21 protein-coding genes are annotated in these 24,530 nt (G+C 53.5%); 4 read left to right on the forward strand and 17 right to left on the reverse strand.

Annotation, left to right across the window (positions count from 1 at the left end; all coding sequences use genetic code 11):
- Positions 1–69: 69 nt before the first annotated feature.
- The gene (locus tag ACEUCR_RS12230) at positions 70–972 is read right to left on the reverse strand and encodes a lysine exporter LysO family protein (protein ID WP_111872983.1); all 903 of its coding nucleotides are present in this window, start codon (positions 970–972) and stop codon (positions 70–72) included.
- A gap of 534 nt (positions 973–1,506) precedes the next feature.
- On the opposite strand from ACEUCR_RS12230, the gene ACEUCR_RS12235 reads away from it, so the two are divergent.
- The 4 genes from ACEUCR_RS12235 to ACEUCR_RS12250 all read left to right on the forward strand — a co-directional run bounded on the left by ACEUCR_RS12235 (position 1,507) and on the right by ACEUCR_RS12250 (position 4,790).
- Entirely contained in the window at positions 1,507–2,277 is a 771-nt protein-coding gene (locus ACEUCR_RS12235; RefSeq protein WP_041996490.1) for an ABC transporter ATP-binding protein, read from the forward strand.
- A 49-nt stretch (positions 2,278–2,326) separates the two neighbouring features.
- Positions 2,327–3,100 carry an ABC transporter substrate-binding protein gene (locus ACEUCR_RS12240; protein ID WP_408790432.1) on the forward strand — a complete coding sequence of 258 codons (774 nt, stop codon included), beginning with the start codon at positions 2,327–2,329 and terminating at the stop codon, positions 3,098–3,100.
- Positions 3,101–3,263: 163 nt separating this feature from the next.
- On the forward strand, positions 3,264–4,004 hold the full coding sequence (locus ACEUCR_RS12245; RefSeq protein WP_041996618.1) for an ABC transporter permease: 741 nt from the start codon (positions 3,264–3,266) through the stop codon (positions 4,002–4,004).
- A 93-nt stretch (positions 4,005–4,097) separates the two neighbouring features.
- Positions 4,098–4,790, forward strand: coding sequence for an ABC transporter permease (locus ACEUCR_RS12250; RefSeq protein WP_041996496.1), 693 nt, complete (start codon positions 4,098–4,100; stop codon positions 4,788–4,790).
- Between the two features lie 57 nt (positions 4,791–4,847).
- Here the strand turns inward: ACEUCR_RS12250 and ACEUCR_RS12255 are convergent, their stop codons facing one another.
- The 16 genes from ACEUCR_RS12255 to ACEUCR_RS12330 form a co-directional block, all read right to left on the reverse strand.
- Positions 4,848–6,161: a capsule biosynthesis protein gene (locus ACEUCR_RS12255; protein WP_408790434.1), complete on the reverse strand. Its 1,314-nt coding sequence runs from the start codon at positions 6,159–6,161 to the stop codon at positions 4,848–4,850.
- A 7-nt stretch (positions 6,162–6,168) separates the two neighbouring features.
- A complete protein-coding gene (locus tag ACEUCR_RS12260; RefSeq protein ID WP_456319342.1) occupies positions 6,169–8,247 on the reverse strand; it encodes a capsular polysaccharide biosynthesis protein in 2,079 nt (692 codons plus the stop codon).
- Between the two features lie 50 nt (positions 8,248–8,297).
- Entirely contained in the window at positions 8,298–8,849 is a 552-nt protein-coding gene (rfbC, locus tag ACEUCR_RS12265) for a dTDP-4-dehydrorhamnose 3,5-epimerase (protein WP_408790580.1), read from the reverse strand.
- Positions 8,850–8,898: 49 nt separating this feature from the next.
- A complete protein-coding gene (gene rfbA, locus ACEUCR_RS12270; protein WP_202046224.1) occupies positions 8,899–9,771 on the reverse strand; it encodes a glucose-1-phosphate thymidylyltransferase RfbA in 873 nt (290 codons plus the stop codon).
- Positions 9,772–9,894: 123 nt separating this feature from the next.
- Entirely contained in the window at positions 9,895–10,782 is an 888-nt protein-coding gene (rfbD, locus tag ACEUCR_RS12275) for a dTDP-4-dehydrorhamnose reductase (protein ID WP_408790440.1), read from the reverse strand.
- Positions 10,782–11,867: a dTDP-glucose 4,6-dehydratase gene (rfbB, locus tag ACEUCR_RS12280; RefSeq protein ID WP_408790442.1), complete on the reverse strand. Its 1,086-nt coding sequence runs from the start codon at positions 11,865–11,867 to the stop codon at positions 10,782–10,784. The genes rfbD and rfbB overlap by 1 nt, the downstream gene beginning before the upstream one ends.
- 23 nt (positions 11,868–11,890) lie before the next feature.
- Positions 11,891–12,673, reverse strand: a complete 783-nt coding sequence (locus ACEUCR_RS12285) for a methyltransferase domain-containing protein (RefSeq protein WP_408790444.1) — start codon at positions 12,671–12,673, stop codon at positions 11,891–11,893.
- A 131-nt stretch (positions 12,674–12,804) separates the two neighbouring features.
- Entirely contained in the window at positions 12,805–13,827 is a 1,023-nt protein-coding gene (locus ACEUCR_RS12290) for a glycosyltransferase family protein (RefSeq protein WP_408790446.1), read from the reverse strand.
- Positions 13,815–15,836 (reverse strand): glycosyltransferase family 2 protein, encoded by a 2,022-nt coding sequence (locus ACEUCR_RS12295; RefSeq protein WP_408790448.1) that lies wholly within the window; start codon positions 15,834–15,836, stop codon positions 13,815–13,817. The genes ACEUCR_RS12290 and ACEUCR_RS12295 overlap by 13 nt, the downstream gene beginning before the upstream one ends.
- A gap of 91 nt (positions 15,837–15,927) precedes the next feature.
- The gene (locus ACEUCR_RS12300; RefSeq protein WP_408790451.1) at positions 15,928–16,875 is read right to left on the reverse strand and encodes a glycosyltransferase family 92 protein; all 948 of its coding nucleotides are present in this window, start codon (positions 16,873–16,875) and stop codon (positions 15,928–15,930) included.
- Positions 16,876–16,913: 38 nt separating this feature from the next.
- Positions 16,914–17,294: a hypothetical protein gene (locus ACEUCR_RS12305; protein WP_408790454.1), complete on the reverse strand. Its 381-nt coding sequence runs from the start codon at positions 17,292–17,294 to the stop codon at positions 16,914–16,916.
- Between the two features lie 802 nt (positions 17,295–18,096).
- Positions 18,097–19,641, reverse strand: a complete 1,545-nt coding sequence (locus ACEUCR_RS12310) for an N-acetylneuraminate synthase family protein (RefSeq protein ID WP_408790456.1) — start codon at positions 19,639–19,641, stop codon at positions 18,097–18,099.
- Positions 19,638–20,339, reverse strand: coding sequence for an inositol monophosphatase family protein (locus tag ACEUCR_RS12315; RefSeq protein ID WP_408790459.1), 702 nt, complete (start codon positions 20,337–20,339; stop codon positions 19,638–19,640). Before ACEUCR_RS12315 ends, ACEUCR_RS12310 begins: the two co-directional genes overlap by 4 nt.
- Complete coding sequence (locus tag ACEUCR_RS12320) at positions 20,339–21,004, reverse strand: acylneuraminate cytidylyltransferase family protein (protein ID WP_408790461.1); 666 nt, start codon at positions 21,002–21,004, stop codon at positions 20,339–20,341. The genes ACEUCR_RS12315 and ACEUCR_RS12320 overlap by 1 nt, the downstream gene beginning before the upstream one ends.
- 15 nt (positions 21,005–21,019) lie before the next feature.
- A complete protein-coding gene (locus ACEUCR_RS12325) occupies positions 21,020–22,024 on the reverse strand; it encodes a hypothetical protein (RefSeq protein WP_408790464.1) in 1,005 nt (334 codons plus the stop codon).
- An 84-nt stretch (positions 22,025–22,108) separates the two neighbouring features.
- Positions 22,109–24,526, reverse strand: a complete 2,418-nt coding sequence (locus ACEUCR_RS12330; protein ID WP_408790466.1) for a glycosyltransferase family 2 protein — start codon at positions 24,524–24,526, stop codon at positions 22,109–22,111.
- Between the last annotated feature and the right edge of the window lie 4 nt (positions 24,527–24,530).

Below are 24,530 nucleotides of genomic sequence, written 5' to 3' on the forward strand. Positions count from 1 at the left end.
CTCCCCTGAACCAACAAAAAGCCCGGCATTGCTGCCGGGCTTTTTTTCGCCAGGGGGGTCGCGCCCGGCTCAGATGGCCAGGAAGGCCAGGATCAGGATGGGGCCCAGCAGGCTCAGGATAAAGCCGGAGACGATGGCGATGGGGACCATGGTGATGCCACCGGAGCGCTGGATCACCGGCAGGGTGAAGTCCAGGGCGGTGGCGCCGCCGTATCCCACCGCCGCCGAGGGGTGGTGGCGCATCAGCATGGGAATGATGAGGATGGCGATGAGTTCGCGACCCAGATCGTTGAGGAAGGCCGCCGAGCCCAGCACTGGCCCCAGCTTGTCGGCCACCAGGATGCCGGAGAGAGAGTACCAGCCGAAACTTGAGCTCATGGCCAGCCCGTGGCTGAAGGGCATGCCGAGCAGCAGGGAGGCCAGCAGACTGCCAAGCCAGCTGGTGAGGATGACGACGGCAGCTATCTTCATGCCCCAGGGATTGAGCAGGATCTGGCGCAGGTGCATGCCGGAGTTGCGCATCTGCACCCCGATGAGAAACAGCAGCAGCATCAGCGCCCATTCGCTGAGCTGGTCGATGGGCAGGAAGCGGGGCTCGAACAGCAGGCCGATCAGGGTGCCCGCCAGCACCACGAAACAGAGCTGCACCGACTCCCACAGCATCTTCCACTTGCTCGGCATCTGGCCATCGAGCCCGGCGTGGGCGGGGGGATTGCGTCTGTCCAGCCACCAGAGCCCCGCCAGGTTGCACAGGGTGGTGCAGCCCAGCATCAGGGCTGCGACCGTGAAGATGCGGGGCAGGTTGCTCCCCAGATCGTCCACGAAGGCGAGCCCCAATCCCATCAGAAACAGGATCAGATAGACCAGCTTGCCGAGGGCGCCGTTGACCAGCTTGAGCAGGGGCTTGGAGGAGAGGGGAACCAGGTAGCCGATCCCAAGGGGCAGGAGGATCAGCAGAACATTCAGCAGCATCGGGGCCTCAAAGACGAAAATGATAAAAACGACACCTTATCATTAGTTATTAATCGGGTGTCACATATCTGTTAGAAAACTTGTCTCATCCGACCCTCTTTTTGAGCAAACCCTGCTCTTGTGCCCGTTTCTGCTGTGGGGCGACCTTGCCGGAATAGCAGCCTCAATGGCCAAAAAGTCAGGAAAATCACGTGGATCCCGCATCGTGTCCCGTGAAGAACGGGTATGAATAAACAGGCTTTTGTGCTGTTATGGTCAAGATGCGCAAATCTGACCGATTGGCTGTGCCATCAAAGGAAAAGTCCGTCCTGGACGCGGAAGGAGTAAATTGTATTTTATGCAGACAAAGTGCTGAAAAATACCGCCAAGGCCAATAAAAATACAGATAAAACACCAAGTACCTCCGTTCTGTATTGTTTTTTGACCATGTGGATGATATTTTCGCTGAAGGTTGCCATCGGTTAACATTTTGTTAATGGAGAGATGGTGGTATTACGCCCCTGCGGCGTCTAGGGACAGACAAGGTTGTAATGGATGAGCGACGTTGCCGCACTGGAAGTTCGTGATTTGCACAAGTACTTTGGCACCCACGAAGTGCTCAAGGGCATCGATATGACGGCCCACAAGGGAGATGTCATCTCCCTGATCGGCTCCTCGGGCTCGGGGAAGTCGACCTTCCTGCGCTGTATCAATCTGCTCGAAACCCCCTCCTCCGGCACTGTCTCCCTCCATGGGGAGCTGATCCGGATGAAGACGAGCCGGACCGGTGAGCGCACCCCGGAAGACATGCGCCAGGTGGAACGCATTCGCAGCCGCCTGGCCATGGTGTTTCAAAGCTTCAATCTCTGGTCACACATGACCATCATGCAGAACATCATCGAAGTGCCCATTCAGGTGCTCAAGGTTCCCCGTGCCGAGGCCATCGCCAAGGCAGAGCAGCTGCTCAACCGGGTGGGCCTGTGGGAGCGTCGTGACTATTATCCCGGCCACCTCTCCGGCGGTCAGCAGCAGCGGGCCGCCATTGCCCGTGCCCTGGCGGTCGATCCCGAGGTGATGCTGTTTGACGAACCGACCTCGGCGCTGGACCCCGAACTGGTGGGGGAGGTGCTCAGCCTGATGCGGGAGCTGGCGGAAGAGGGGCGCACCATGATGGTGGTGACCCACGAGATGTCGTTCGCGCGGGATGTCTCCAACAAGGTGATGTTTCTGCATCAGGGGGTGGTGGAGGAGCAGGGCAATCCCAAGGAGATCTTTGCCCATCCCAAGTCGGAACGCTTCAAGCAGTTTATCTCCTCCATCTATTGATGGTGGAGTCTTCGCAGTATCCCAGTTGCTTTATCAAGGAGAGATGACAATGAAAAAACTGATGCTGGCCACGGCCATTCTGAGCACCCTGGCGTCCGGCAGCCTGATCGCCAAGGAGTGGAAAGAAGTCCGAGTCGGGGTGGAAGGGGCCTACCCTCCCTTCTCCTGGACTGAGCCCAGTGGCGAGGTGAAGGGCTTTGACATCGACATCACCAATGCCCTGTGCGAAGAGATGAAGGTGAAATGCACCCTGGTCAAGCAGGACTGGGATGGCATCATTCCGGCGCTGCTGTCGCGTAAATACGACGCCATCATCGCCACCATGGACATCACCGAAGAGCGCAAGAAGAAAGTGGACTTCACCCAGAAGTACCAGCACATTCCGGCTCGCTTCGCCGCCAAGAAAGGCACGGACCTGCAGCTCGACAAGGCCTTCATGGAAGGCAAGACAGTGGCCGTGCAGCGCGCCACCTCCATGGACACCTACATCACAGACAACTTCCCCAATGCCACCATCAAGCGCTACGGCACCGCGGACGAGGCCTACCTCGATCTGAAATCGGGTCGTGTCGATTATGTGCTGGCCGATTCTGCCGCCATCAGCGACGGTCTGCTGAAGAAGGATGGCGGTGACGCCTTCGAATTCGTCGGCCCGAAACTGACCGATCCCAAGTGGTTCGGCGAGGGTGCCGGCATCGCGGTGCGCAAGGCTGACAAGGATCTGAAAGAGAAATTCAACGCCGCCATCCTGGCCCTGCGTGCCAATGGCAAATACAAAGAGATCAACGACAAGTACTTTGATTTCGACGTATACGGCGAATAACAGGGCGACAGCCTGATCCCCAACCGTCGTCATCGGGCCCGCGGCTTTTCCCACGAAAACGGCGGGCCCGCTTAGTTGTGATTTGATGTGTTTGATTTAAAAGGATATACCCCTTCTACCCTGGAAGGGCGAGCCCACTCAATTGGGTGTAATGGAGCTGCATGTGTTTGATTTGAAAGGATATGAAGCCTCCCTGATGGAAGGCGCCTGGGTCACGTTGCAGGTGGCGCTGGCCTCCTTGCTGCTGGCGCTCCTGCTCGGGCTGCTCGGCGCCCTGGCCAAACTCTCCCCCTACAAGTGGGCCCGTGGCCTGGCGACCGGCTACACCACCCTCATTCGCGGCATCCCAGACCTGGTGTTGATGATGCTGCTGTTCTTCGGCGGTCAGGTGCTCATCAACAGCATCTGCACCTGGATCAACGAGCAATACAACGCCTGGCTGCTGAGCAGCGACCCCAATCAGGAGTGGGTCTCCCTGGTGCCCGATTACATCGACATCAGCCCGTTTGCGGCCGGGGTGGCCACCATCGGCTTCATCTTCGGCGCCTACATGACCGAGACCTTCCGCGGTGCCATCCTGGCGGTGGACAAGGGGGAGCTGGAAGCGGCGCGCGCCTTCGGCATGCGGGCCAGCCAGGTGTTCGTGCGCATCCTGTTTCCCCAGATGATGCGCCACGCCCTGCCGGGCTTTGGCAACAACTGGCTGGTGCTGCTGAAAACCACGGCCCTGGTCTCCATCATCGGCCTCGATGACATGGTGCGCAAGGCGTCGCTCGCGGCGGGCTCGACCCAGCTGCCCTTCACCTTCTACATGGCGGTGGCCCTCATCTTCCTGGTGTTTACGGCCGTCTCCACCTCGGCGCTCAAGTGGGCCGAGCGTCACTACGCCATCAAGACGAGGTAAGTCATGCCGTATTCAATGCAGTCATTCGTTTACTGTGATCGTCGCGAAGTCTGTGCCGAGCGTATCTACATCACGAGCAAGACGAGGTAAGCCATGGACTTCTCAATCATTCTCAAGGAGTGGCCCACCTACTGGCAGGGCCTCTATACCACAGTGCTGCTGGTGGCGGCCTCCCTGCTGCTCGGCCTCATGCTGGCGGTGCCGGTGGGCATATTGCGCAACCACAGGAACTGGCTGATCAAGGGGCCTATCTGGGCCTATATCTACTTCTTTCGCGGCACCCCGCTGCTGGTACAGCTCTTCATCATCTACTACGGCGCCGCCCAGTGGGAGTGGCTGAAGAACAGCGCGGCCTGGAGCCTGTTTGCCGAGGCCTGGTTCTGCGCCCTGCTGGCGTTTACCCTCAATACCGGGGCTTACACCGCCGAAATCGTGCGGGGCGCCGTGATGAACATGCCCAAGGGGCAGATAGAGGCGGCCCAGGCCTTTGGCATGAGCCCCTGGCAGACTCTCACCCGCATCATCTTGCCCAACTCGTTTCGCCGGGCTCTGCCAGCCTACAGCAACGAGGTGATCTTCATGCTGCAAGGGTCGGCGGTGGCGGGCATCATCACCATCGTCGATCTGACCGGTGCCGCGCGGATCATCAACTCCCGCTATTACAGCCCGTTCGAGGCCTTCATCACCGCAGGCCTGCTCTACATGATGCTCACCTTCATCATCGTCTGGCTGTTCAAGAAGCTGGAGTCGCGCTGGCACGCCCACCTGCGCCCCCGTACCGTCTGATACCCGGCCAACAACCAAAAAAGCCCGCAATTGCGGGCTTTTCATGCTCGGCATGGCTTAGAGCATGGTCACGGGTGTGAGTATCTCCTCGGTCAGGAAGCAAAATACGCTCAGGATGGCCAGGGCTCCGACAACGCCGGAAGGTGTTGCCGCGCGTTGACTCTTCTGGACATAGAGGGACTGCACATTATGCTGCTGGATCTTCTCCACCACGGCCATGGCCCCCATGTCCAGATGACTGTAGAAGCTGGCATTGAGCTGGGTCAGATGCAGCAATGACTGGCGCATCCGCTCGAAGGTCTTTTTGCAAACCGGATCTTGTTTGTGCCAAAAACCCTCAAGGGAGCCTCTTGTCGTCAGACCGGGCAGGTCATAGAGGGCCCGTCCCAAGCAGTAGGTGGGTACATGGTGCAGCAAGGCGGAGAGGCCGACCGTACTGTTGATGGTGATGACCCCCTTGAGCAGCGGATAGAGGGTGGGCAATGGCAGTTCATAGCCATAGAACACTCTTCCTTCCAGCCCGAGCAGGGTGATCAGTCGGTTTATTTGGGGCTGATAACTGACATAGCCCCGATCCATGGGGTGGTGCTTGAACAACAGCATATCCTCACGGCGAGCGTGCAGGGCAAAAGAGTTCACCACCTGGGCGACCATCTCTTCCACACCGCTCAAGTCCGAGTGTTCCCTGATCTGGAAATCCTCGGTGACCTGGAGCGGCACGAAGAAGATATGGCCCTTGTGTCGAGGCAGAGCCTTGAGCAGGGCGCGGTCGCTCCACCTGTGCTTCCACTTCACCACGGCGCCCGCCACCCAGCCTCTGGCCTCCTGGTAGAGGCTCCAGGGCCTGTGATTGACGAAATGGGGATAGCGCCAGCGCAACAGGCTCTTGTTGAGGTGATAGCGACTGGCATACCAGGCCCGGCGGGCGAAGGTCTTGCCCACCTTCAGCGGCGCCTCGTAAGGGCCGGGCCAGGTCATCTCGGCCAGGGTGTCACGCTTGGCATAGAGCGGGCTGAAGGCATTGACGCCCCCTTGCTCCAGGGTTACGAAGTCGGGGCGCAGGTAACCCTCTTCCATGGCCCAGACGCTGATTTTTTTCAGCTTGCAGATACGGATGGCCTGCTGATGGTAGTAACGGCAATCACCGTAACAGATGAGGCTGTCGATACCATGGCGCTTGATGAAGCGGCGAAAGAAGGTGTTCCAGGTATCTGGCTTGCCGGTGAAGCGTTCGTTATGGCCTACGCAGCGCCAGCACTCATCCCCGCCATTGAAGTGGATCTTGTAGACCTCGTGGCCGGCGTCGGCAAGCGCCTGGCTGAGGGTCTGAAAGAAGGGGCCGAGCGGTCCTTGCAGCAGCAAAATCTTCATGGTCGGCTTATCTCATCAACTGGGGAAGGGAGGGGCGTTGCAGCAGGGTCTGCGTCAGATAACTCAGCTTGACTTGCCAGCGCTGCCAGTGGCTCGACTTGCGGCCGGATGATTGGCCTTGCGCGGCCAGCTGGCGGATCAACTGCTCTGGACTTATCCAGAGTCCGCTCTGCCAATCGATATAGAGCGGATAGGCCACCAGGGTCAGATAGACCAGAGCCGCCAGGGGGAGCGAGCGCTGGCGCCGTGCCGGGGGATGGGCATCCGTGGTCAGTCCCCAGCCGCTGTAGAAGGGCTGGCCCCAGGTCGTCACCTTGACCCCTTGCACTAGCGCCTCGAAGCCGCTGAGCGACGTCATGGTGTGCAGCTCGTCCACGTGGGGATAGAGGCTGGTGAGGCCGATATCCAGCACCTGGCTGTCCACACACTCCGCCAGACAGGCTGCAGAAATGGCGCCCGCCCGATTGCCCACCACCACATCCGGGTGAGGTTTGTAGAGGATGTGGGCCTCTGGCTTGGCGGCGCGCACCGCCCACAGCAGCTGCTCGTTGCTGCGAATGGTCGGGCTGCCGGTCAGGATGGAGGCATCCCCATCCACCTGGCCCACCACCAGCACCAGGGGGCGGCCATCGGTGGGGGGCGTGAACTGCTCCGGGGTGCCGACATTGTATTTGCTCACCTTGTTTTCGCGCAGCAAGGTGAGCAGCTGCTCACCTCGCGCGACCTGTGACTCGGTCAACTGTTGGTAATTGAGCAGCTGTTCCAGCCCGCTGGGGCTGCGGCTATCGAAATAGATGCCGATCGGATCCAGAGACAGGGAGGAGGGACGGCACAGATTCGAGCCAAGCCCGCGGGAGCGAATAAAACCATCTTCTACCCGAATGGCCGAGGTGAGATCGGGGTAACGACTGCCCCACACCAGCACTTGCTCGTCGCCGGTCAGCCGCTTGGGTGGCTTGCGCACAAAACAGAGCTCTTCGGCCAGGGGTTGGCAGAAGGCCTGCATAAAGGCGCGCTTCCACAGGGAGAATCCCACCAGATAGAGCCTGCGCCAGCGCGGCGCGGCTTTTTGCTGGCGGGCGATGATGGCGATCACCTCTTCCACCTCGCAGCGCTGACCCAATACTGGATCCAGATAGCGGGGATAGCAGATCATTGCCGCCGCCACCAGCTGGGCCAGTGACACCTGAACGTTGCGGCGTTCACACGGTTTGCTGTCCTGGGTCAGACCCCAACCGGCATAAAACGGCATGCCGAAGCAATAGACAGCCTTGCCCAGCAGCAGCGCCTCGAAGCCGAGCTGGGACGAGACGGTATAGACAGCGTCCACCACATTGAGCAGGGCATGGGGATGACAATGATCGGCCACGATTTCCACATCATCGAGTTGCAGTCGGGCCAGCACGCCACGCTTCTTGCCAAAGCGGGTATCAGGGTGGGTGCGCAGCAAGAGGCGGGCATCGGGATGGTTGCGCCGTGCTGCCTCTACCATGGCGATAAAATCCGCCTCGCTGGCCAGGGCGCCGGGAATGGAGAGATCCCCGGCCACCTGATCCACCAACAAGACTCTGGGTCTGCCATCTTGCAGCAGACGCTGGGCCAGCGCCGCCGGCAGACCGCCAACATCCTTCGCAGCCAGGCTGGCCGGCGCACAAGAAGAGGCGGGCCGTCTGGCATAGCAGTTGTATTTGGTGATCCCAAGGCGCACCAGTTCATGAATGAGCCGCTCGGCCCGATCCAGCATGGCGGTGTCGCAAGGGGTGGCGATCAGCTTTTCAAGCTGGCTGGGCTGGCGGGCATCGTAATAGATACCGACCGGATCGGCGATCAGAGACACCGCCTTGCCGCCCTTGGCCGGATGGCCGATATAGCCGATAAAGCCATCTTCCAGCTGCCAATAAGGCAGGCCCAACTCCTTTGCTTTCTGCCTTATTTTATAGGTATTGGACTTTTGACCCCAGCCCACTATCACGTCAGTGCCAGCAAACGGAATATTGTCGTGGAAGAGGTGTAACTGGTAGCCAAGCATAGGTTCAATATTTGCTTTTCTGGCCAGGATGCCTTTTGAACCTGTCAATAGTTTCATTTTTGCTCTGCGCTGTAGAAAACTCCCCGTATCGGGACGGGGAGTGGAATTCAGATAAAGAGATCTGCATCGAGTAATGACTTGGCAATGCTGTCTTTTGCGGACGTAACGATATCGCAATCCAGAGCAGGCCATTCAATTGCAATGGAATCATCATTCCACTTAATGCCTCGGTCACTGCTGGGGGCATAATAATTGGTGGTTTTGTACAAAAACTCTGCATTGTCAGTCAATGTAACAAAACCGTGGGCAAACCCTTCCGGGATCCAGAGTTGGCGTTTGTTGTCACCAGAAAGATTCACACCCACCCACTGGCCAAATGTCTGCGAGCTTTTCCTGATATCAACGGCAACATCAAACACTTCACCCGCGACGCAACGCACAAGTTTCCCCTGGGCTTGGGGGGGCAGTTGATAGTGCAAGCCGCGCAATACACCTCGGGATGACTTGGAGTGGTTATCTTGTACAAAGGTCACGCTACGACCTATGGCCGCTTCGAATTGTTGGTGATTGAAACTCTCAAAGAAAAAGCCACGGTCATCGCCGAACACTTTCGGCTCAAAGATAAAAACATCGGGGATCTTGGTTTGAATAACATTCATCATGAATACCTGGTGTATAAATGGGGCTGATAGCCCCATTGGGAAATTATTACTTCAGCATTTTCAACAGATACTGACCGTAGGCGTTCTTTTTCAACGGCTCCGCCAGTTTCATCACCTGTTCGGCAGTGATAAAGCCTTTGTGGAACGCAATTTCTTCAGGGCATGCCACTTTCAATCCCTGGCGATGTTCGATGGTCTGAATAAAGTTGCTCGCCTCAATCAGGCTTTCATGAGTGCCGGTATCGAGCCAGGCATAACCACGACCCATCATGGCCACCGACAGATTGCCTTGCTCCAGGTAGATACGGTTCACATCGGTAATTTCCAGTTCACCACGAGGAGAAGGCTTCAGGCTTTTCGCAATCTCCACCACGCTGTTGTCGTAGAAATAGAGGCCAGTCACCGCATAGTTGCTCTTGGGCTCCAACGGTTTTTCTTCCAGAGAAATCGCCGTTCCCTGCTTGTCAAACTCCACAACGCCATAGCGTTCTGGATCGTGTACATGATAGGCAAACACGGTGGCGCCATAAGGCTTGGCGGCGGCTGCCTCCAACTGTTTCTGCAGGTCGTGGCCATAGAAGATATTATCACCCAGCACCAGTGCACAGGGGTCAGAGCCAATAAACTCTTCCCCCAGAATAAAGGCCTGCGCCAGGCCATCCGGACTTGGCTGCACCTTGTATTGCAGATTCAAGCCCCACTGGCTGCCATCGCCCAGCAATTGTTCAAAGCGAGGGGTATCTTGTGGCGTGCTGATGATCAAAATATCGCGAATACCCGCCAGCATCAGGGTGCTCAGCGGGTAATAGATCATCGGCTTGTCATAGATGGGCAGCAACTGTTTGCTGACGGCCATGGTGACGGGATAGAGACGAGTGCCAGAGCCACCGGCCAGAATAATACCTTTACGTTTGTTCATAGTGCTTGATTTCTTATCTTTGAATTATGTAACCCATCAAAGGGAGTGCGTTTAAATAACACTCACTTTGCGTTTTATCCCTACTGGAGCGTGAGACAGTATACCCACGCTATCTTTATTTTCTTATTTTCCGAGGATCTCGGTCAGCATCCGTTCGACACCGACAGTCCAGTCCGGCAGGCGCAGGTTGAAGGCGTGCTGGAACTTGGTGGTATCGAGTCGCGAGTTGTGGGGACGTTTAGCTGGCGTTGGAAACGCGCTGGTCGGGACAGCATTGAGTTGCGTGACAGCCAGTTCAACGCCAGCCTCTCTGGCCTTGGCAAACACCCGCTGGGCATAGTCATACCAGGTGGTGGTGCCGGAAGCGATCAAATGGTAGAGCCCTGCCACTTCGGGTTTATATTGGGCAGTCCGGATTGCATGAGCGGTGCAATCGGCCAGCAACTCGGCGCCGGTCGGGGCGCCAAACTGATCATTGATGACCGACATTTCACTGCGCTCCTTGCCAAAGCGCAGCATGGTCTTGGCAAAGTTGGCGCCACGGGCGGCATACACCCAGCTGGTGCGGAAGATAAGATGGCGAGCACACAGCGCTGCTGCCTGTTCCCCTGCCAGCTTGGTCTCCCCATAGACGTTGAGCGGTGCTGTCTCATCGCTCTCGACCCAAGGGCGTTCACCACTGCCATCGAAAACGTAATCGGTGGAGTAGTGAACCAGCCAGGCACCCAGCGCTTCGGCTTCTTTGGCTATCGCGGCCACGCTGGTCGCGTTGAGCAGCTCGGCGAAGTTCCGCTCGCTCTCTGCCTTGTCGACGGCGGTGTGGGCCGCTGCATTGACAATCACATCCGGCTTGAGCAGGCGCACTGTTTCGGCCACCCCGGCTGGGTTGCTGAAATCACCGCAATAATCGGTGGAGTCGAAGTCGACGGCGGTGACTCGGCCCAATGGGGCGAGTGAGCGCTGCAACTCCCAGCCCACCTGACCATTCTTGCCGAACAACAGGATATGCATCAGGCACGCTCCCCGTAGTTTTGCTCGATCCAGGATTGATAGGCCCCGCTCTTGACGTTACCGACCCACTGCTGATTTTCCAGGTACCACAGCACGGTTTTGCGAATGCCGGATTCGAAAGTCTCTTGTGGCTGCCAATCCAGCTCGGCGCTCATCTTGCTGGCATCGATGGCATAACGACGGTCGTGACCGGGGCGGTCGGCCACATAGGTGATTTGATCACGATAAGATCCTGCTTTGGGCACCATCTCATCGAGCAGATCGCAGATGGTGTGTACCACCTCCAGGTTCTGCTTCTCGTTGTGACCACCTATGTTGTAGGTCTCACCCATTACCCCCGTAGTGACCACGGTATAGAGTGCACGGGCATGGTCTTCCACATAGAGCCAGTCACGGATCTGGTCCCCCTTGCCATAAACCGGCAGCGGCTTGCCATCCAGGGCATTGAGGATCACCAGCGGGATCAGCTTCTCGGGGAAGTGATAGGGGCCGTAGTTGTTGGAGCAATTGGTGACCACGGTCGGCAGGCCGTAGGTACGGCGCCAGGCGCGCACCAGGTGGTCGCTCGATGCCTTGGAAGCAGAATAGGGGCTGCTGGGGGCATAAGGGGTGGTTTCGGTGAAGAGCGGCAGCGCAACACCGGGGGCCACTTCATCGGGATGGGGCAGGTCGCCATACACCTCGTCGGTGGAGATATGATGGAAGCGGAAGACAGACTTGCGCGTCTCATCCAGGCCGTTCCAATAGGCACGGGCCGCTTCCAGCAGCATGTAGGTGCCGACAATATTGGTTTCGATGAAATCGGCAGGGCCCGAAATGGAGCGATCGACGTGGCTCTCGGCCGCCAGGTGCATCACCGCATCCGGCTGATGTGCGGCAAATACTCGATCCAGCTCGGCGCGGTTGCAGATATCTACCTGCTCGAACACATAGCGATCGCTGTTTGAGACCTCAGCCAAGGACTCCAGATTACCGGCATAGGTCAGCTTGTCGAGGTTGACCACTGAGTCTTGGGTATGCTGGATGATATGGCGAACAACCGCAGAACCGATAAAACCGGCACCACCAGTCACGAAGATTTTCATATCATTTCTCTCTTTTTCTGCGCTTAAGGGGTTAATAAAGATTTAAGTTGTTCGATTTCTGTATCTTTCTGGGCGAGCTTATTCTCATAAGATTGAACTACCAAGTCCAATCTTTTTTGAATGTCTTCGACTTGGTTTTTATATTTTTCCTGAATTTTAAAGTCTTCGGGGGTTAAATCTACGTCTTGATTCCCATGAATGTTGGTGTAAATGTTTTTTAGTGTTCTATCAGAGCAAAAAGACATTCTCTGAGTGTGATTCAAACAAAGGTCACCTTTTGCGAATACAGCGACAAAATCACTCCATCTATCTTCTTGTAAATGAGAGAACTGTGCACTGGTAAATGACTCCAATAGCGTTACACCATAGCCACAACGACGCCCCCAGGTTTCTAGAGCCTTTCCTGAATCAGGGTAAAAGCGCCAGCAGTCGACAGGGTATCTATGTATGTATCCATTACTTGGAACATTTATATAGATAAGGCCACCAGGCTTCAAAATCCTGAGCATTTCACTGAATGAGAGCCAAAACAGCTCTGAATGCTCAAGACAGGAGCTGGTCACGACAACATCGGTAGATGCATCTTCTACAGGAAGCCGATAAGGATCACTGATCAAGACGTCAACACCTTTACCTTGGGTAAAGTCCAAGCCGGTATAGATAATATTATTTTTGCATACAAAGAAATCTCTGATACTACCATTCACATCCTGAGAGCCTATCTCAATTACATTGAGGGGCTCTTGAACATCTTTTATGTAAGTGTCGAAGAATTTCTTGCCAAAATATAGAGCAGATGGATGCATAAAAACCTTCTTAATGCGAGAGTAATGACAGATTAAACTTCAACCTATAAGGTAGCGCATGGTGATAGCTTGCGTCATGTAAGTGGGAGGTAAAGTAATATATTTGCTTTTATTTTATTAGCATGGCGTTCTTAACAAGAGCGCATGGCTGATTGTTTGGCATTATGGGCAAGTTGCATTCTTTTTTCATGAGAGTGAGCCAGTGTTTTAATTGCATTTACCCATAGTTCACTGTCATTCTCAAGCAAAATGCCATTGACATTCTGCGTCACTATTCCTTTATAGGGGGCTCGGTTGCTATATATTCCTACCGCGCCCATACGGACAAAATCATAGAATTTGACGGGCCCTCTCCCGGCATTAAACGCAGAGTCAAGCAAAGGGGCTAAACCGATATCTATACGTTGGGTCTTGGTATACACCAAGTAGTTTTCCCAAGTCATGGGATGGAGAACTGTCACTCTAGGTATATTACGGTAGAGTTTATATATGTCATGCTCGCCAAATATTTCAAATGTAACATTACGGCAGAGACTCATAACTTTATTAATTACATTGTAAAGCCAGATTTTTTCATCCCGATGGGAGCTGGTGCCATGATATGCAATTCTCAACATGGGGGTATGCTCAAGCAAAATGTTGGAAGGCTCCGGGTCGATAATTTTGGGTTCGAAAGAAGAGTACTTTTTTTCTAGGTAGGGTGTGGATACCCAAAACTCATCACAATACGCGGTAATCCACTTGTGCTGAGCTGAGGCGCGGCGCAGTATTTTCTTGCGATATTCTTTCGGTAGTCGTTGCAATGCAGTTGGATCTAGCAAGTCATCATCCATGAAATAAATGATTCTTGATAGTTTATCAATATCCAGCTCAATTCTAGCCTGCCAGTGTGAAGATATAAATCTGATGATGACGATAGCATCGCCAGATTGAATTGAAAGATGACTCAGGTCGTTACTGTCCTTTAATTTCACCTCCATATCTTTAAACTGTGCGGCTATACTCTGTTGAAAATAGGCCAGTGTTGGTGAATTACCTTCATGCAAGATGATAACTCGTCGACATGAGCCATGTAGTAGAGAGCTAATGCCGTGTTCTTTTTTATTTAGTTTTCGGTATTTTTTGAATAATACCTTTCTGATCATTTCATCCATGGCAATACCACATTGGGAGCATGACTAAGTGAGAAGTCCGGGCGGTCATAGCTCAAATTGGGATTATAAGCTGGATCGTGTTTCAGCCGCTTCGCCCAGCGCTTTTTCATATAGTGCAGTTCCTTTTGTGCTCGCGCCAACTGCTGCGGCGTCACGTCCTTGCCACGAGAGACCGATTCATGGTGATAGAGTTCGGCAAATGGGGTCCAGACAATTCGCCAGCCAGCCTCACCAGCTCGTAGGCAATAATCCACATCGTTGAAGGCAACGGGCAGATTGAGATCATCCAAACCACCCAGTGACAAGAACAGCTTTCGATGGGTCAGCAAGCAAGCTGCGGTGACGGCAGAGAGCTCCTGCGCGCAGACGGCCCTGCGCTGATAGCCGGGGTCATCAGCGGTGAGGCCTGCATGAAAGTGATCGGCGCAACCACCGGGACCGACGGCATCGCCACCATGCTGTACTCTACCGTCGCCAAAATAGAGTTTGGCACCCACCACGCCGACGCCTGGACGTAGCAGATGAGAGACCATCTCTTCCAACCAGCTGGGACTCATGACTTCTGTGTCGTTGTTGAGCAGGCAGATGAGCTCACCACTGGCCTGGCCCACGGCCGCATTGTTAATGGCCGAATAGTTGAACGGATGGTCATAAGGTATCACCCGCACCCCGTATTCCTGGGCTGCATGGGCCAGATAGGCCAGGGTATCGGCCTCGTCACTTTGGTTGTCCATCACCAGGATTTCCAGATTGGGATAGCGTGTCTGCCGTACCAGACTGTCAATGCAGGGCTTGAGATGAGCTAGGCCATTGCGGGTGGGGATGACCACCGATACCCGAGGCAATTGGGCTGGCAGTGGCCAGTGCCAACGACAGATCCCGTGGGGCGCCGGGGATAGCGTCACACCCGAAGGCACCACCTGGTTGGCGTTGGCGATAAGACAATGGTCATCCTGATCCTGATCCTGATTGGGTAAGTGCATCATCAGCACCGGAATATGTGCTATCTGCACGGCATCCAACTGGCGGGAGAGTCGTAGCCATTGGTGATGACAGCTGACCCGGTCGGCAGGCACGAGAGGTTCACCTTGTTCGCGCCACAGGGCACACCAGCCAATGTAGTTCTGGCCGTGCAGCAGTGTTTCATTCCAGTCCGGTTTGAAGTGGGGAGAGTGGCGTTTGCCACTGTCATCCAATAGATCGTGATCCCCGTAGATCCATTTTGTATCCGGAGTCAGTCGTAGCTGATGGGCAACCCAAAAAAGCGCTGCAGGCGCGATCTCTGCCCCAAGGGGGATGGCCCAATGCCAGATTTCGGCAGTGTGCTCCGACTCAGGTTTGTCAGCGCCTGGTTTCAGCAAGGTGACATGGCTTGCCGGGTAGCAGAGTGTCTCTATGCTGGCAAGGGTGCGCTGCCGGGCTGTGGTGTCTCCCTCACCCACCAGATGCAGACAGACATGGGGCAAGTTGTCCCAGCGAGTCAGCAAATGCATGATCATCTGACGATCACCTGGCTGCAAGGTATCGAAACTGGCCAGCCAGTGCTCGTAGGCGTGCAGGGGCCTGTCATCACGCAGTTTGCCAACCAATTCATATGCCAGTGGGAGATTGGTGAACCACAGATGCCAGGATAACCCCAGTCGCTTGCGCTTTTGAGCATTCAGTCGCCCGTAGAAGGGCCATACCCGGCGCAGACGCCGCCAGAGGCTCTCGATGGGGGACATCTGACGAGTCTGAGTGATCTCAACCAGGCAATCTGCCCCCTCACTGCTCGGCAACAGGGCGAGCTGACAGGCTCCCATGGGGAGATAGATCAGCTCTTGCAATGTGCCACGGCGGGTGACGGGCAGTGTCTGCTCGTACCAGCGCCCTTGGCGGCATTGCCAGCGTAGCCGGGTTGCTCCCCGTGGCTGGCGGGCATTTACTTTGCCCTGAATAAAGAGCCAGCCAGATCGCAACGAAAAAGAGTCTGGCAGCGCCAAGGGCTGCCAATGGCCATCACTATGCATAACAAGTTTCACAATCTGAAGAAGAGGGCACCCAGTTGGGTCGCAAGCGTGACCAGGAAAACGTGGGCAAGAGACACACAATGCTGCGGTATCAACCCATCCATTTCTTCATCTGGATGCCGATCCAAGAGCTGCCCGAAGTTGACTCAGCGGCAGGGAGTGCTGCCAGCCGCTCGCCAATGGCGGCCATTTCTGCCTTTACCCTGGGGGCCAGGGCGGCAGCAAGCAGACAAATTTCATCATTGCGATCATGGGCCTTGAAATAGGCCTTGTGCTTGACCCGGTTCGCGGTGGCCGCACTGCCCCGCAGATGCTTGCCGAGCAGAAACTCTTCCAGTGACTTGACGGCATAGTGATTGACCCTCACCCCACTCCAGAGCACCTCGGCACTGACCCCGTTGCCATGCTTGGGATGCAGTATCACGTCATTGCCCAAGGCATCGACATAACGGCCATAGCGCAAATCGGCATAATGGGGGTTATGGAAACGATTCACCCGCTGTGGCCTCACGACGCTTTTGAAATTGTGGTGAACATTGAAAGATTGCGGCGCGCGCTTGGTAAAACGCTCCGTCACCAGGCCGTCTTCGGCGAACAATTCGCCATTGGAACCAAAATTGGACCAGTTCAGGGCGAGGGCACTGACGCTCTCATCCTGAAAGCGGGAGGCAAGAAAATCGGATAGTCCAAGCTCATCAGTCAACGGCAATAAAAATTCATCTGCATCGATAAAGGCAAGCAGATCAACCTCGGGGGGGCAGCTACGCAATATACGCTCGTAGGCAGGTAATTGCGGCTTTTGATTATCCAGGTTGGGTTGCTCAAATGTGCTCACAATCCCCAATCTGGCGAGAGAGGCAAGCAGTTCTGTACTGCCGTCGCTGCTACCATTATCGGCAATTATAAATCCGGTCACACCTAATACCCGGTGGTAGGCAATCCACTCGAGCAGACCTGAATATTCATCTTTAATGATGGCAGCAATATAAAGGTTCAATTTATCGTCCAATTGATAATCAGGGTGTAATGCCGGTTTCATCCTATAGATGAATACCGGCACAAAGTAGTGCGGTTGCCTTATATGGTGGGGGAGAAGGTCAACTCCTCCAGCCAGGTAATGAGGCCATCAGACTCCAACCCCAGGATGATACGGTCAGAGAAGGGCACAGCGATATTGAAGCCGCAGCACAATCCAGGGTGACTGTCTGCAGGTTGCTGCAAGATGGCAGCAACAACGTCAGGCCGTTTGGTATTGAACGCAAAGCTGTATGTGGCAAAACCAGTCTTGATGGCAAGCCGGGGGGAGGTCTCTCCTTGTGCCAGCAGCCACCCCTGCAGCCCGATACGGCCATGGGTGAGAGTGAGCGGCTCCTTGCGTGAAGGTGAATCGATATGCCAGCGCAACTGGCTACCCTGGGTAACCAGTGGTGATGTTGTCAGGGTGTAAGTGGTTGTCATCCTGTTTTGATACTCGTGTCATTTTATTGTTGTGGGGGGCGCTGGCAGAGTCGACCCGACTCAGGTCATGCCAGTCGCTTTGGGTGCAGAGAGTCTACCCCAACCCGGGGGGAGGCTGTCATCCCCTGAGCGCATCCTTGCTTATCTTGTGGCATCGGTCACTCAGTAACTGGGCGCGTTTGTTCAGGCAGTGTGCGCCGACGAGTCGTGGGAGGCTTGCATACCCTCTTCTTGTACAATTCTCGCCGCCCGGTTATTCGGTCAATGATGAGCGTTTTGGCGCATCCAGCTCGGTAATCGTCTTTTGGATATAAAAAGCGTGCTTCTGATCGCTCGTCTGCAAGGTGTGAAGATAATCTGCTCGCACCAAGGCCGACAGCGCCGCCAGAAAAAGTGACGGGAATAAGAACCCCGTAGGGTGCATCGGCATCCATATCGCGTTTCTTGATGGGTCAGTTCTGACTCTGTTGTACCTAAAAGTGTTTTCACCGTGCTGATGCCTGACCACTATGTCTACGGATTTTCTTGTGCAGTGCCCATCCTGACAGCTTGAGCATCGAAGAGGTAAAGAGAGTGATCTCTTCGGCTCTTGGGGTGTCAATGGCAAACACCAAGTGGCTAAATCTTGTAGCAGATTGATCACCTGGATCCGTCGAGTGATCAATTTAAGGCATGTAGCATTCCAAAGTGGTCTTGGTGGCTCTCCTCAACATTCATATGCGCTCTTTCAATCACTAGTAAAGTTATTGAAAATAGGGTGCAGGCTGACAGCCTGCACCGAAATAGTTTATGGTGCAGAATATTACTTGGGAGATACCCAGTATTTGTGGTGCTCGGTCGCCTGAATGACCTTCACTTCACTGCCGACAATTCTCTCTGCTTTACGGACGTCTTTTACAAACTGGGTAAAGTCACCGTTCACCAGATCGATGGCCACTTCGTCAAAGTGAGACCAGGCCACATTGCCAAACTTGACATGTTTTTCAATCATTTTTGCACCGGCTGCAACCGCCATCATCGAACAGAGGCTGCCGATATCATGGCTGGAGAAACCGGGAATAATGCGTGGTTCCTTTTTCGCCAGATTATAATAGTGCCTGATCACGCCGATCTGGGTGTCTTCATTCGGTGTGGGATAAGCCGAGGTGCATTGCAGCAGATAGATGTTTCTAGCCTTGGTAAAGTTATCAAGGATGAAACTCTCATAGGCTTCATCGGTATAACCGGTAGAAATCACCACATCCTTGGTAAAGTCAGAGGCAACGGCAGCCAAGTAATCTTTATGCTCAGATATGGTTGACGGCAGCTTGATCATGTCTGGATCGAATTGCCGGATGAAGTCATAAGAGGGCATATCCAGGATGGAGGCAAACCAACCGATGCCAATCTCTTTACAGAAGGTATCGACAAAGGAAAATTGCTCTCGATTGAGCTCAATGCCATGGCGATATTCCCTGAAAGTGGTACCGAAAGGGGAGTTGTACGGTGAGTCCAGTTTCTCTTTGCTGTAGAAACTTTCGACATCACGCTTTTGCAGCTTGATATAGTCGGCCCCGGCCTGCTTGGCAGCCACAATCATCGATTTCAATCTGTCCATATCACCAAAGTGGTTAGTGGTGATCTCCGCGATCACCTTCACCCCATATTGGGATGGTGCAGTGGAAGCCTGATCGTGTTTGGGCAGTGCCACACCGCGATGGCGAGCAGTGAAGACCTGATTAAATGCATCGACAGAATAGACGCTGTAAGGCTTGTTGCCGACATGATTGATATTGATATTGAGCCGTGCCTTCTCAGCCAGCAGCATCTGCAATAGTTGCTCTTGACTGCTGATGATCCGCTCTTGATATTCTGGTTCGGCATGCAAGGCTGCGCTGGGGATCTTGTTGGTGAAGCCCCCCTTTGTTGTAAAATCAAAACCAAGCAGATAAACATTCTTGGTTTCATTTTGCAGCTTGGCAATCTGATTGGCAATTTTCAATGCCGTCACGACGATGGCACTTTCGATGTGAATGGTGTCAGAGAAGAAACGATGAATCAAAAAGTCAGCTGACTCTGGGGTATAAGGTATGAATTCAGCAGGTAAATGCTCGACACCCTCCGGAAGGTGGCGATCGGAGACGTACAGTTTACACTGAGGTGCTTGTTCATCAAAGATATCGAGTACCCAGCCATGGTGAAATACGGCGACATCGCCGGGATAGACAAGCTCGGAGTCATTGGTGTTGATGACAATGCAGTGTTTCAGCAGGGAGAGGTCGATCTGGTCGACGCTGGGTCCTTTGCCAATAATGACGATATCACGCCCCTGCTTTTGCGAGACAACCTGCTTCAATACCTGATTCATGCCAGCACCTCATGCCGTTTCTTGATGTTGATTTTGTATTTCTGGGTGGGGAAGAGCAATTGTCCCCGATAGGGCTCACCATCCACCAAGGCTTCACAACCATGTTCCAGAGCGAAATTCAGGCCAGGCAAAATATCCCAGCAATTCACCCCTTTGACATTCTCAAAGCTGGCATAGGCACCACGCACGGCGGCCAGCATATTGTACATGGAGCAGCCTATGATGCGGTATTCAAAGCCCTCTTCCAGTTGCAGCAGATCCTGCTTGGTAAGAGAGGAAGAGAGGCCGCGAATACGGGAGCGATGATGTGTCATCGGCATGCCGGTGATATGCAGATCATTCAGCTCAGGCAAGTAGATGCAGGACTCTTGATGCACGCCCTGGGTGTAGATACTGATGCCAATGCCCCATTCCTTGAGGCCTGAGACAAAGTTTTCAGTACCATCAATAGGATCCAGAACAACATAACTTCCCTGCGGATCCCAAGTGATCCCTGTGAATGGGGCCAGTTCTTCAGAGATAAGTTGATGTGCTGGCAGTGCTTGTTTCAGATATTCCAGCACCAATTGCTGTACCAGTAAATCCCCTTGGCTCACGTAGCTATTATCAGGTTTCAGGGTTAATTGTCCTCGCAGCGAGACAATCTGTACCAGATTTTCTTTAATGAGCGCTATTATTTTATGGCAGTGTGTTTTCATTAAAAATCACTTCTTTTGGCTAACACATGGGTATAGACGGCGTCGGCAATCTCGAAATCGATTGGATTGTTTATATCCAGACTCTCGATACTGGATACCTCAATCAGATAAGGCCTGTCACCGATCCTGGTATTACGTTGTGTTATCAGATCGTGAGTATAGATATACAGGCCTGTAGTCTCGATAAATAATGGGTCCAGATCTTGTGTTCTGGGCACGGCGGCCAGGTCATAGTTCATCGGTTGTCCATCTTTCCAGACGAACTCTTGCATCTTGTGCACGGTCAGTGCCGAATCATGTTGACCAGAGCACACCTTGTCGACGCCTGTTTCGATGCTCTCTTTTTTAAGGAATGGCGCGGTGGCATGGGCAAGCACATACACATCGGCAGGAACATCTTTGGCAAAGGCGCTCAAGACCTCATTGATCTTGGTCGTTGACTGGTCGAGATGTGCAGAGCGTTTTAAAAACTTGACGCCATGGGGGAGGTAATCAACGACAGACTCATTGCTGCAATATACGTAGATATCGTCGATATTGTTGACTTTCTGCAAGGTCTCCAATATCAGGGAAACCAGCGGTGTCCCATCACTGAGGGACTTGGTATTTTTGCCAGGTAAACGTTCGTTGTTTAATTTTAGTGGAACAAAGGCAATAGTCTTCACTATATACTCCTATTTTTATATTTTAATCGAACCAAAGTGCTTTACTAAATCATGATTAAACTTGGTATGGTAGAAAGCCCAAGTTTCAATAAAGAAAGGGCTATGCTTTAAGTTCTCATGAAATATAGAATTTTTTTCACTCATAGCTTTTTTTATTATGGTTTGAAAGAAATTAAGGATTAACGGTGTTGACTGTAAATTCTCATAAGCTCTGGTGAGGTAAACATCAAGTGAGTCGTCCGCTTCGAGTTTATTAGTTAGCATGCCATCCCAGATGGGGTACTGTATTTTAGCATTTATATGAACAAAGTTTTCGCTCTTACATAATGGATTTAGAGTCTGTGAAAAACGCTCGTGAAACATAAACATAGATAAAGACTGTGCTGCACAACGTTCAAGCGGTGTTGAAAAGTCAGCAATAGTATCTGTAATGGAAAATAGGTTTCTGGTAGAGAGATTGTTGAGTATTGCCTCTCTAAAATTTGACACGATATGGTAGAAAAGACTCCAGTCACTATCTCTGAATTGATAATCGATGCCTGTAAATTGACCGCGCCAACCCTTTGCTCTTTTATTTCTGCGTAATCTAATCAATAATACTTTTAGCGCAAGTAGATGAGGATGATCTCGCAAGAGTGATTCAGTGTTATTATCCATGACAGAAAAATCATCACGGGGTACTTCTAAGCGATCGAATTGTAATTTTGTATTTTTGTTTTCAGCGTACAAGAATGAATGGGTCATGAACTCATCACCATTAACTCTTGTCAACTCAACAAAAATAAGATCACCTTCCCTTATACCACATTGTCTTGCATTAAATGAAAAACCACAGGTTCCTGTTTCATGCAAACCGACAGCGCGTACATCAGGTCGCTCAATGCTAGCCACGCAAGTATATACTACTTTTTCCGGTGTCCTGAATGTTACGTTGTATATGACGTTTTTACTTCCATCATCAGATGCCACCCATCCATTTACTAGACCGCGATCGAATAATTTATCTATTGCCCATTTCATAATATATCCAATGAATATCATAGAGAATAACAGCTACTTCGCTATCACTATAATAGCTGAGCTGACCATAGACCGGTTCAGACACTATATAGAAAAATCTTCTCTGTCTTTTGTCAGGTTCTGGCTATAGTAGGGATCCTGCTCCAGATGCTTGCCCCACTTGGATTTCATAAAATTCACTTCCTTGTTAAAGCGGGCAATTTTCTCCGGCGAGTCTTCGGCCCCTCGGCTGATGGACTCGTAGTGGTAGAGCTCGGCGTAAGGGGTCCAGAGATTGCGATAACCCGCCTCGCGCACTTTCAGGCAGAAGTCTACATCGTTAAAGGCCACGTGCAGGTTCTCTTCATCCAGCCCGGCGACCTCGTCATAAATCTCTTTACGAATCAGCAGGCAGGCTGCCGTGACGGCTGAGAGGGTTTGGGCCAGCAACAAACGGCTGAAATAACCCGGGTGGTGGCGAGGGTAATGCTTGTGGGAATGGCCACCCACGCCGCCAATGCCGAGGATAACGCCACCGTGTTGCAGGGTATCGTTGCTGTAATAGAGCTTGGCCCCCACACAGCCGATCTCTGGCCGCAGGCAGTGACTGACCATCTCGGTCAACCACTCCGGGTTGATCACCTCGACATCATTGTTGACCAGACCGACGATGCTCCCCTTGGCATGGCGGGCGCCGAAGTTGTTGATGGCCGAGTAGTTGAAGGGGTGATCGTAGCGCAATACTCTGACCCGGTTGTCTTCACGCTGGATCTGGGCAAAGAAGTCGAGGGTCTCCTGCTCGATGCTGCCGTTATCGAGAATAAGGATCTCGAAGTGGGTATAGGTACTGCGCTCCAGGATGCTGCGCACCGCGGTTTCGGTCAGGGCGCGGCGATCCCGGGTGGGGATCAGCAGGCTGACCAGAGGGGCTGGCTCGGGGATGGGGTAGCGCACCCGATAGGTGTTGGCCACCAGGCCCGCCTCCACCGTGACACCGGGTTGCTGGCCAGCAAAATAGTCGCGCAGCGCCTGGATGCCGGCATCCGTGGTGTAACTCTTCTCACCGGACGCCAGCGCCGTGGACCCCTCTATGGTGCGCCAGTGGTAGAGCACGCGGGGGATATGGACTATCTGCGTGGCCGTCACATGGGGCAGGCAACGCAGCAGCAGATCCTGATCCTGGCTGCCTTCGACGCCAAGGCGGAAGCCGCCTATCTGTTGCAGCAGCGAGCGGCGATAGACCCCGAGGTGGGAGACATAGTTTTGTGAGAAGAACAGGTCCGGGTTCCAGTCACTCTTGAAGTGGGGGTCAAAGCGTTCGCCGCGACCATTGAGCTTGTCTTCGTCACTGTAGAGGATCTGGGTATCGGGCTTTTCGCCGATGGCCTGGGCCATAAACAACAGGGCATGCTCTGGCAGGGCATCATCGTGATCCAGCAGGGCCACGAAATCGCCCTTGGCAATCTCCAGGGCGCTGTTGGAAGCGGCCGAGATATGGCCATTTTGCTCGCGATAGACAACCTTGATCCGGCGGTCTCTGGCCTCATATTCGCGCAGTACCCGCTGTACATGGGCTTTTGGCGAGCGATCATCTGCGATACAGAGTTCCCAGTGGGGATAGCTCTGTGCCAAGACGGAATCCAGGCAGGCACGCAGGTAGATTTCAGCCGGGTTATAGACTGGCATCACCACAGAGATAAGGGGAGGCGCTTTCATACCAGAGAGCATGGCGTCCACTTCCACGGGAGTGGGCAGTGAGGCCGCTTCTACCGTTTCTATCCACTCTTCATAATCGACAGAAGGCAAGGAGAAGCTGAAGGTCTCATTATAGAGTGCCTGCAACTGTGTCATTGAGATGCCATGACGCTCGGCAGAGATAGATGCCTTGATCTTATCCAGCGGCATATCACGATAGCTCTGATGCTCTTTTTGAATACGAGCCAGTAGCGCTGATTCGATGTGGTGTTCATTGACAGCAGTAATCTCAAATTGCGTGATTGAGAATGCAGATGCCTGCTCCAGAGGGTCGAAGCGCAAGGCAACGAGAGGGGATTCCAGATAAAACAAACGGCTGGAGGCCATCGCTCTTTTATATGGCAAGGTGACCGTTTCAAGTTCGTTAAACCCCTTGCCGGTATCCAGATACAGTTTGGCCAGCCCTTGCTTGGCTGGGCAATTGAGGGTCAGATTAAACTGGTACCAACCTTGTCCTATACCAGAGAGCTGTTCTAAATCAACGATGAAAAAAGGATCATCGCCCTCTGACAACCACCCTTGGGGATGATCAATATCGGTTGAAAGTTGGTTCAGCCCCAGATAGGGCAGGGCAATCGCAGTGGCTCTCTGATTCACTGCTGGCGCAACGCCCCAGGATGCACATGGTTTTCTGCCAAGCAGCCGACCATAGCGCTTGAAATGTTCTTTGGCAGAGAGCCCTGTCTGGTTGACATCCCAATAGGTGCGCAGATACCACTGCTCATCAAACTGTGCCAGCAACTCTTCCAGGTTATTGTTAACCATCATTTTT

This window comes from Aeromonas bivalvium (genome assembly GCF_046078285.1).
Classification (GTDB): domain Bacteria; phylum Pseudomonadota; class Gammaproteobacteria; order Enterobacterales; family Aeromonadaceae; genus Aeromonas; species Aeromonas bivalvium.

Coding starts and splice junctions, on each gene's coding strand:
- ACEUCR_RS12230 (WP_111872983.1), bottom strand. CDS start 972: ATGCTGCTGAATGTTCTGCTGATCCTCCTGCCCCTTGGGATCGGCTAC.
- ACEUCR_RS12235 (WP_041996490.1), top strand. CDS start 1,507: ATGAGCGACGTTGCCGCACTGGAAGTTCGTGATTTGCACAAGTACTTT.
- ACEUCR_RS12240 (WP_408790432.1), top strand. CDS start 2,327: ATGAAAAAACTGATGCTGGCCACGGCCATTCTGAGCACCCTGGCGTCC.
- ACEUCR_RS12250 (WP_041996496.1), top strand. CDS start 4,098: ATGGACTTCTCAATCATTCTCAAGGAGTGGCCCACCTACTGGCAGGGC.
- ACEUCR_RS12255 (WP_408790434.1), bottom strand. CDS start 6,161: ATGAAGATTTTGCTGCTGCAAGGACCGCTCGGCCCCTTCTTTCAGACC.
- ACEUCR_RS12260 (WP_456319342.1), bottom strand. CDS start 8,247: ATGAAACTATTGACAGGTTCAAAAGGCATCCTGGCCAGAAAAGCAAAT.
- rfbC (WP_408790580.1), bottom strand. CDS start 8,849: ATGAATGTTATTCAAACCAAGATCCCCGATGTTTTTATCTTTGAGCCG.
- rfbA (WP_202046224.1), bottom strand. CDS start 9,771: ATGAACAAACGTAAAGGTATTATTCTGGCCGGTGGCTCTGGCACTCGT.
- rfbD (WP_408790440.1), bottom strand. CDS start 10,782: ATGCATATCCTGTTGTTCGGCAAGAATGGTCAGGTGGGCTGGGAGTTG.
- rfbB (WP_408790442.1), bottom strand. CDS start 11,867: ATGAAAATCTTCGTGACTGGTGGTGCCGGTTTTATCGGTTCTGCGGTT.
- ACEUCR_RS12285 (WP_408790444.1), bottom strand. CDS start 12,673: ATGCATCCATCTGCTCTATATTTTGGCAAGAAATTCTTCGACACTTAC.
- ACEUCR_RS12290 (WP_408790446.1), bottom strand. CDS start 13,827: ATGGATGAAATGATCAGAAAGGTATTATTCAAAAAATACCGAAAACTA.
- ACEUCR_RS12295 (WP_408790448.1), bottom strand. CDS start 15,836: ATGCATAGTGATGGCCATTGGCAGCCCTTGGCGCTGCCAGACTCTTTT.
- ACEUCR_RS12300 (WP_408790451.1), bottom strand. CDS start 16,875: ATGAAACCGGCATTACACCCTGATTATCAATTGGACGATAAATTGAAC.
- ACEUCR_RS12305 (WP_408790454.1), bottom strand. CDS start 17,294: ATGACAACCACTTACACCCTGACAACATCACCACTGGTTACCCAGGGT.
- ACEUCR_RS12310 (WP_408790456.1), bottom strand. CDS start 19,641: ATGAATCAGGTATTGAAGCAGGTTGTCTCGCAAAAGCAGGGGCGTGAT.
- ACEUCR_RS12315 (WP_408790459.1), bottom strand. CDS start 20,339: ATGAAAACACACTGCCATAAAATAATAGCGCTCATTAAAGAAAATCTG.
- ACEUCR_RS12325 (WP_408790464.1), bottom strand. CDS start 22,024: ATGAAATGGGCAATAGATAAATTATTCGATCGCGGTCTAGTAAATGGA.
- ACEUCR_RS12330 (WP_408790466.1), bottom strand. CDS start 24,526: ATGATGGTTAACAATAACCTGGAAGAGTTGCTGGCACAGTTTGATGAG.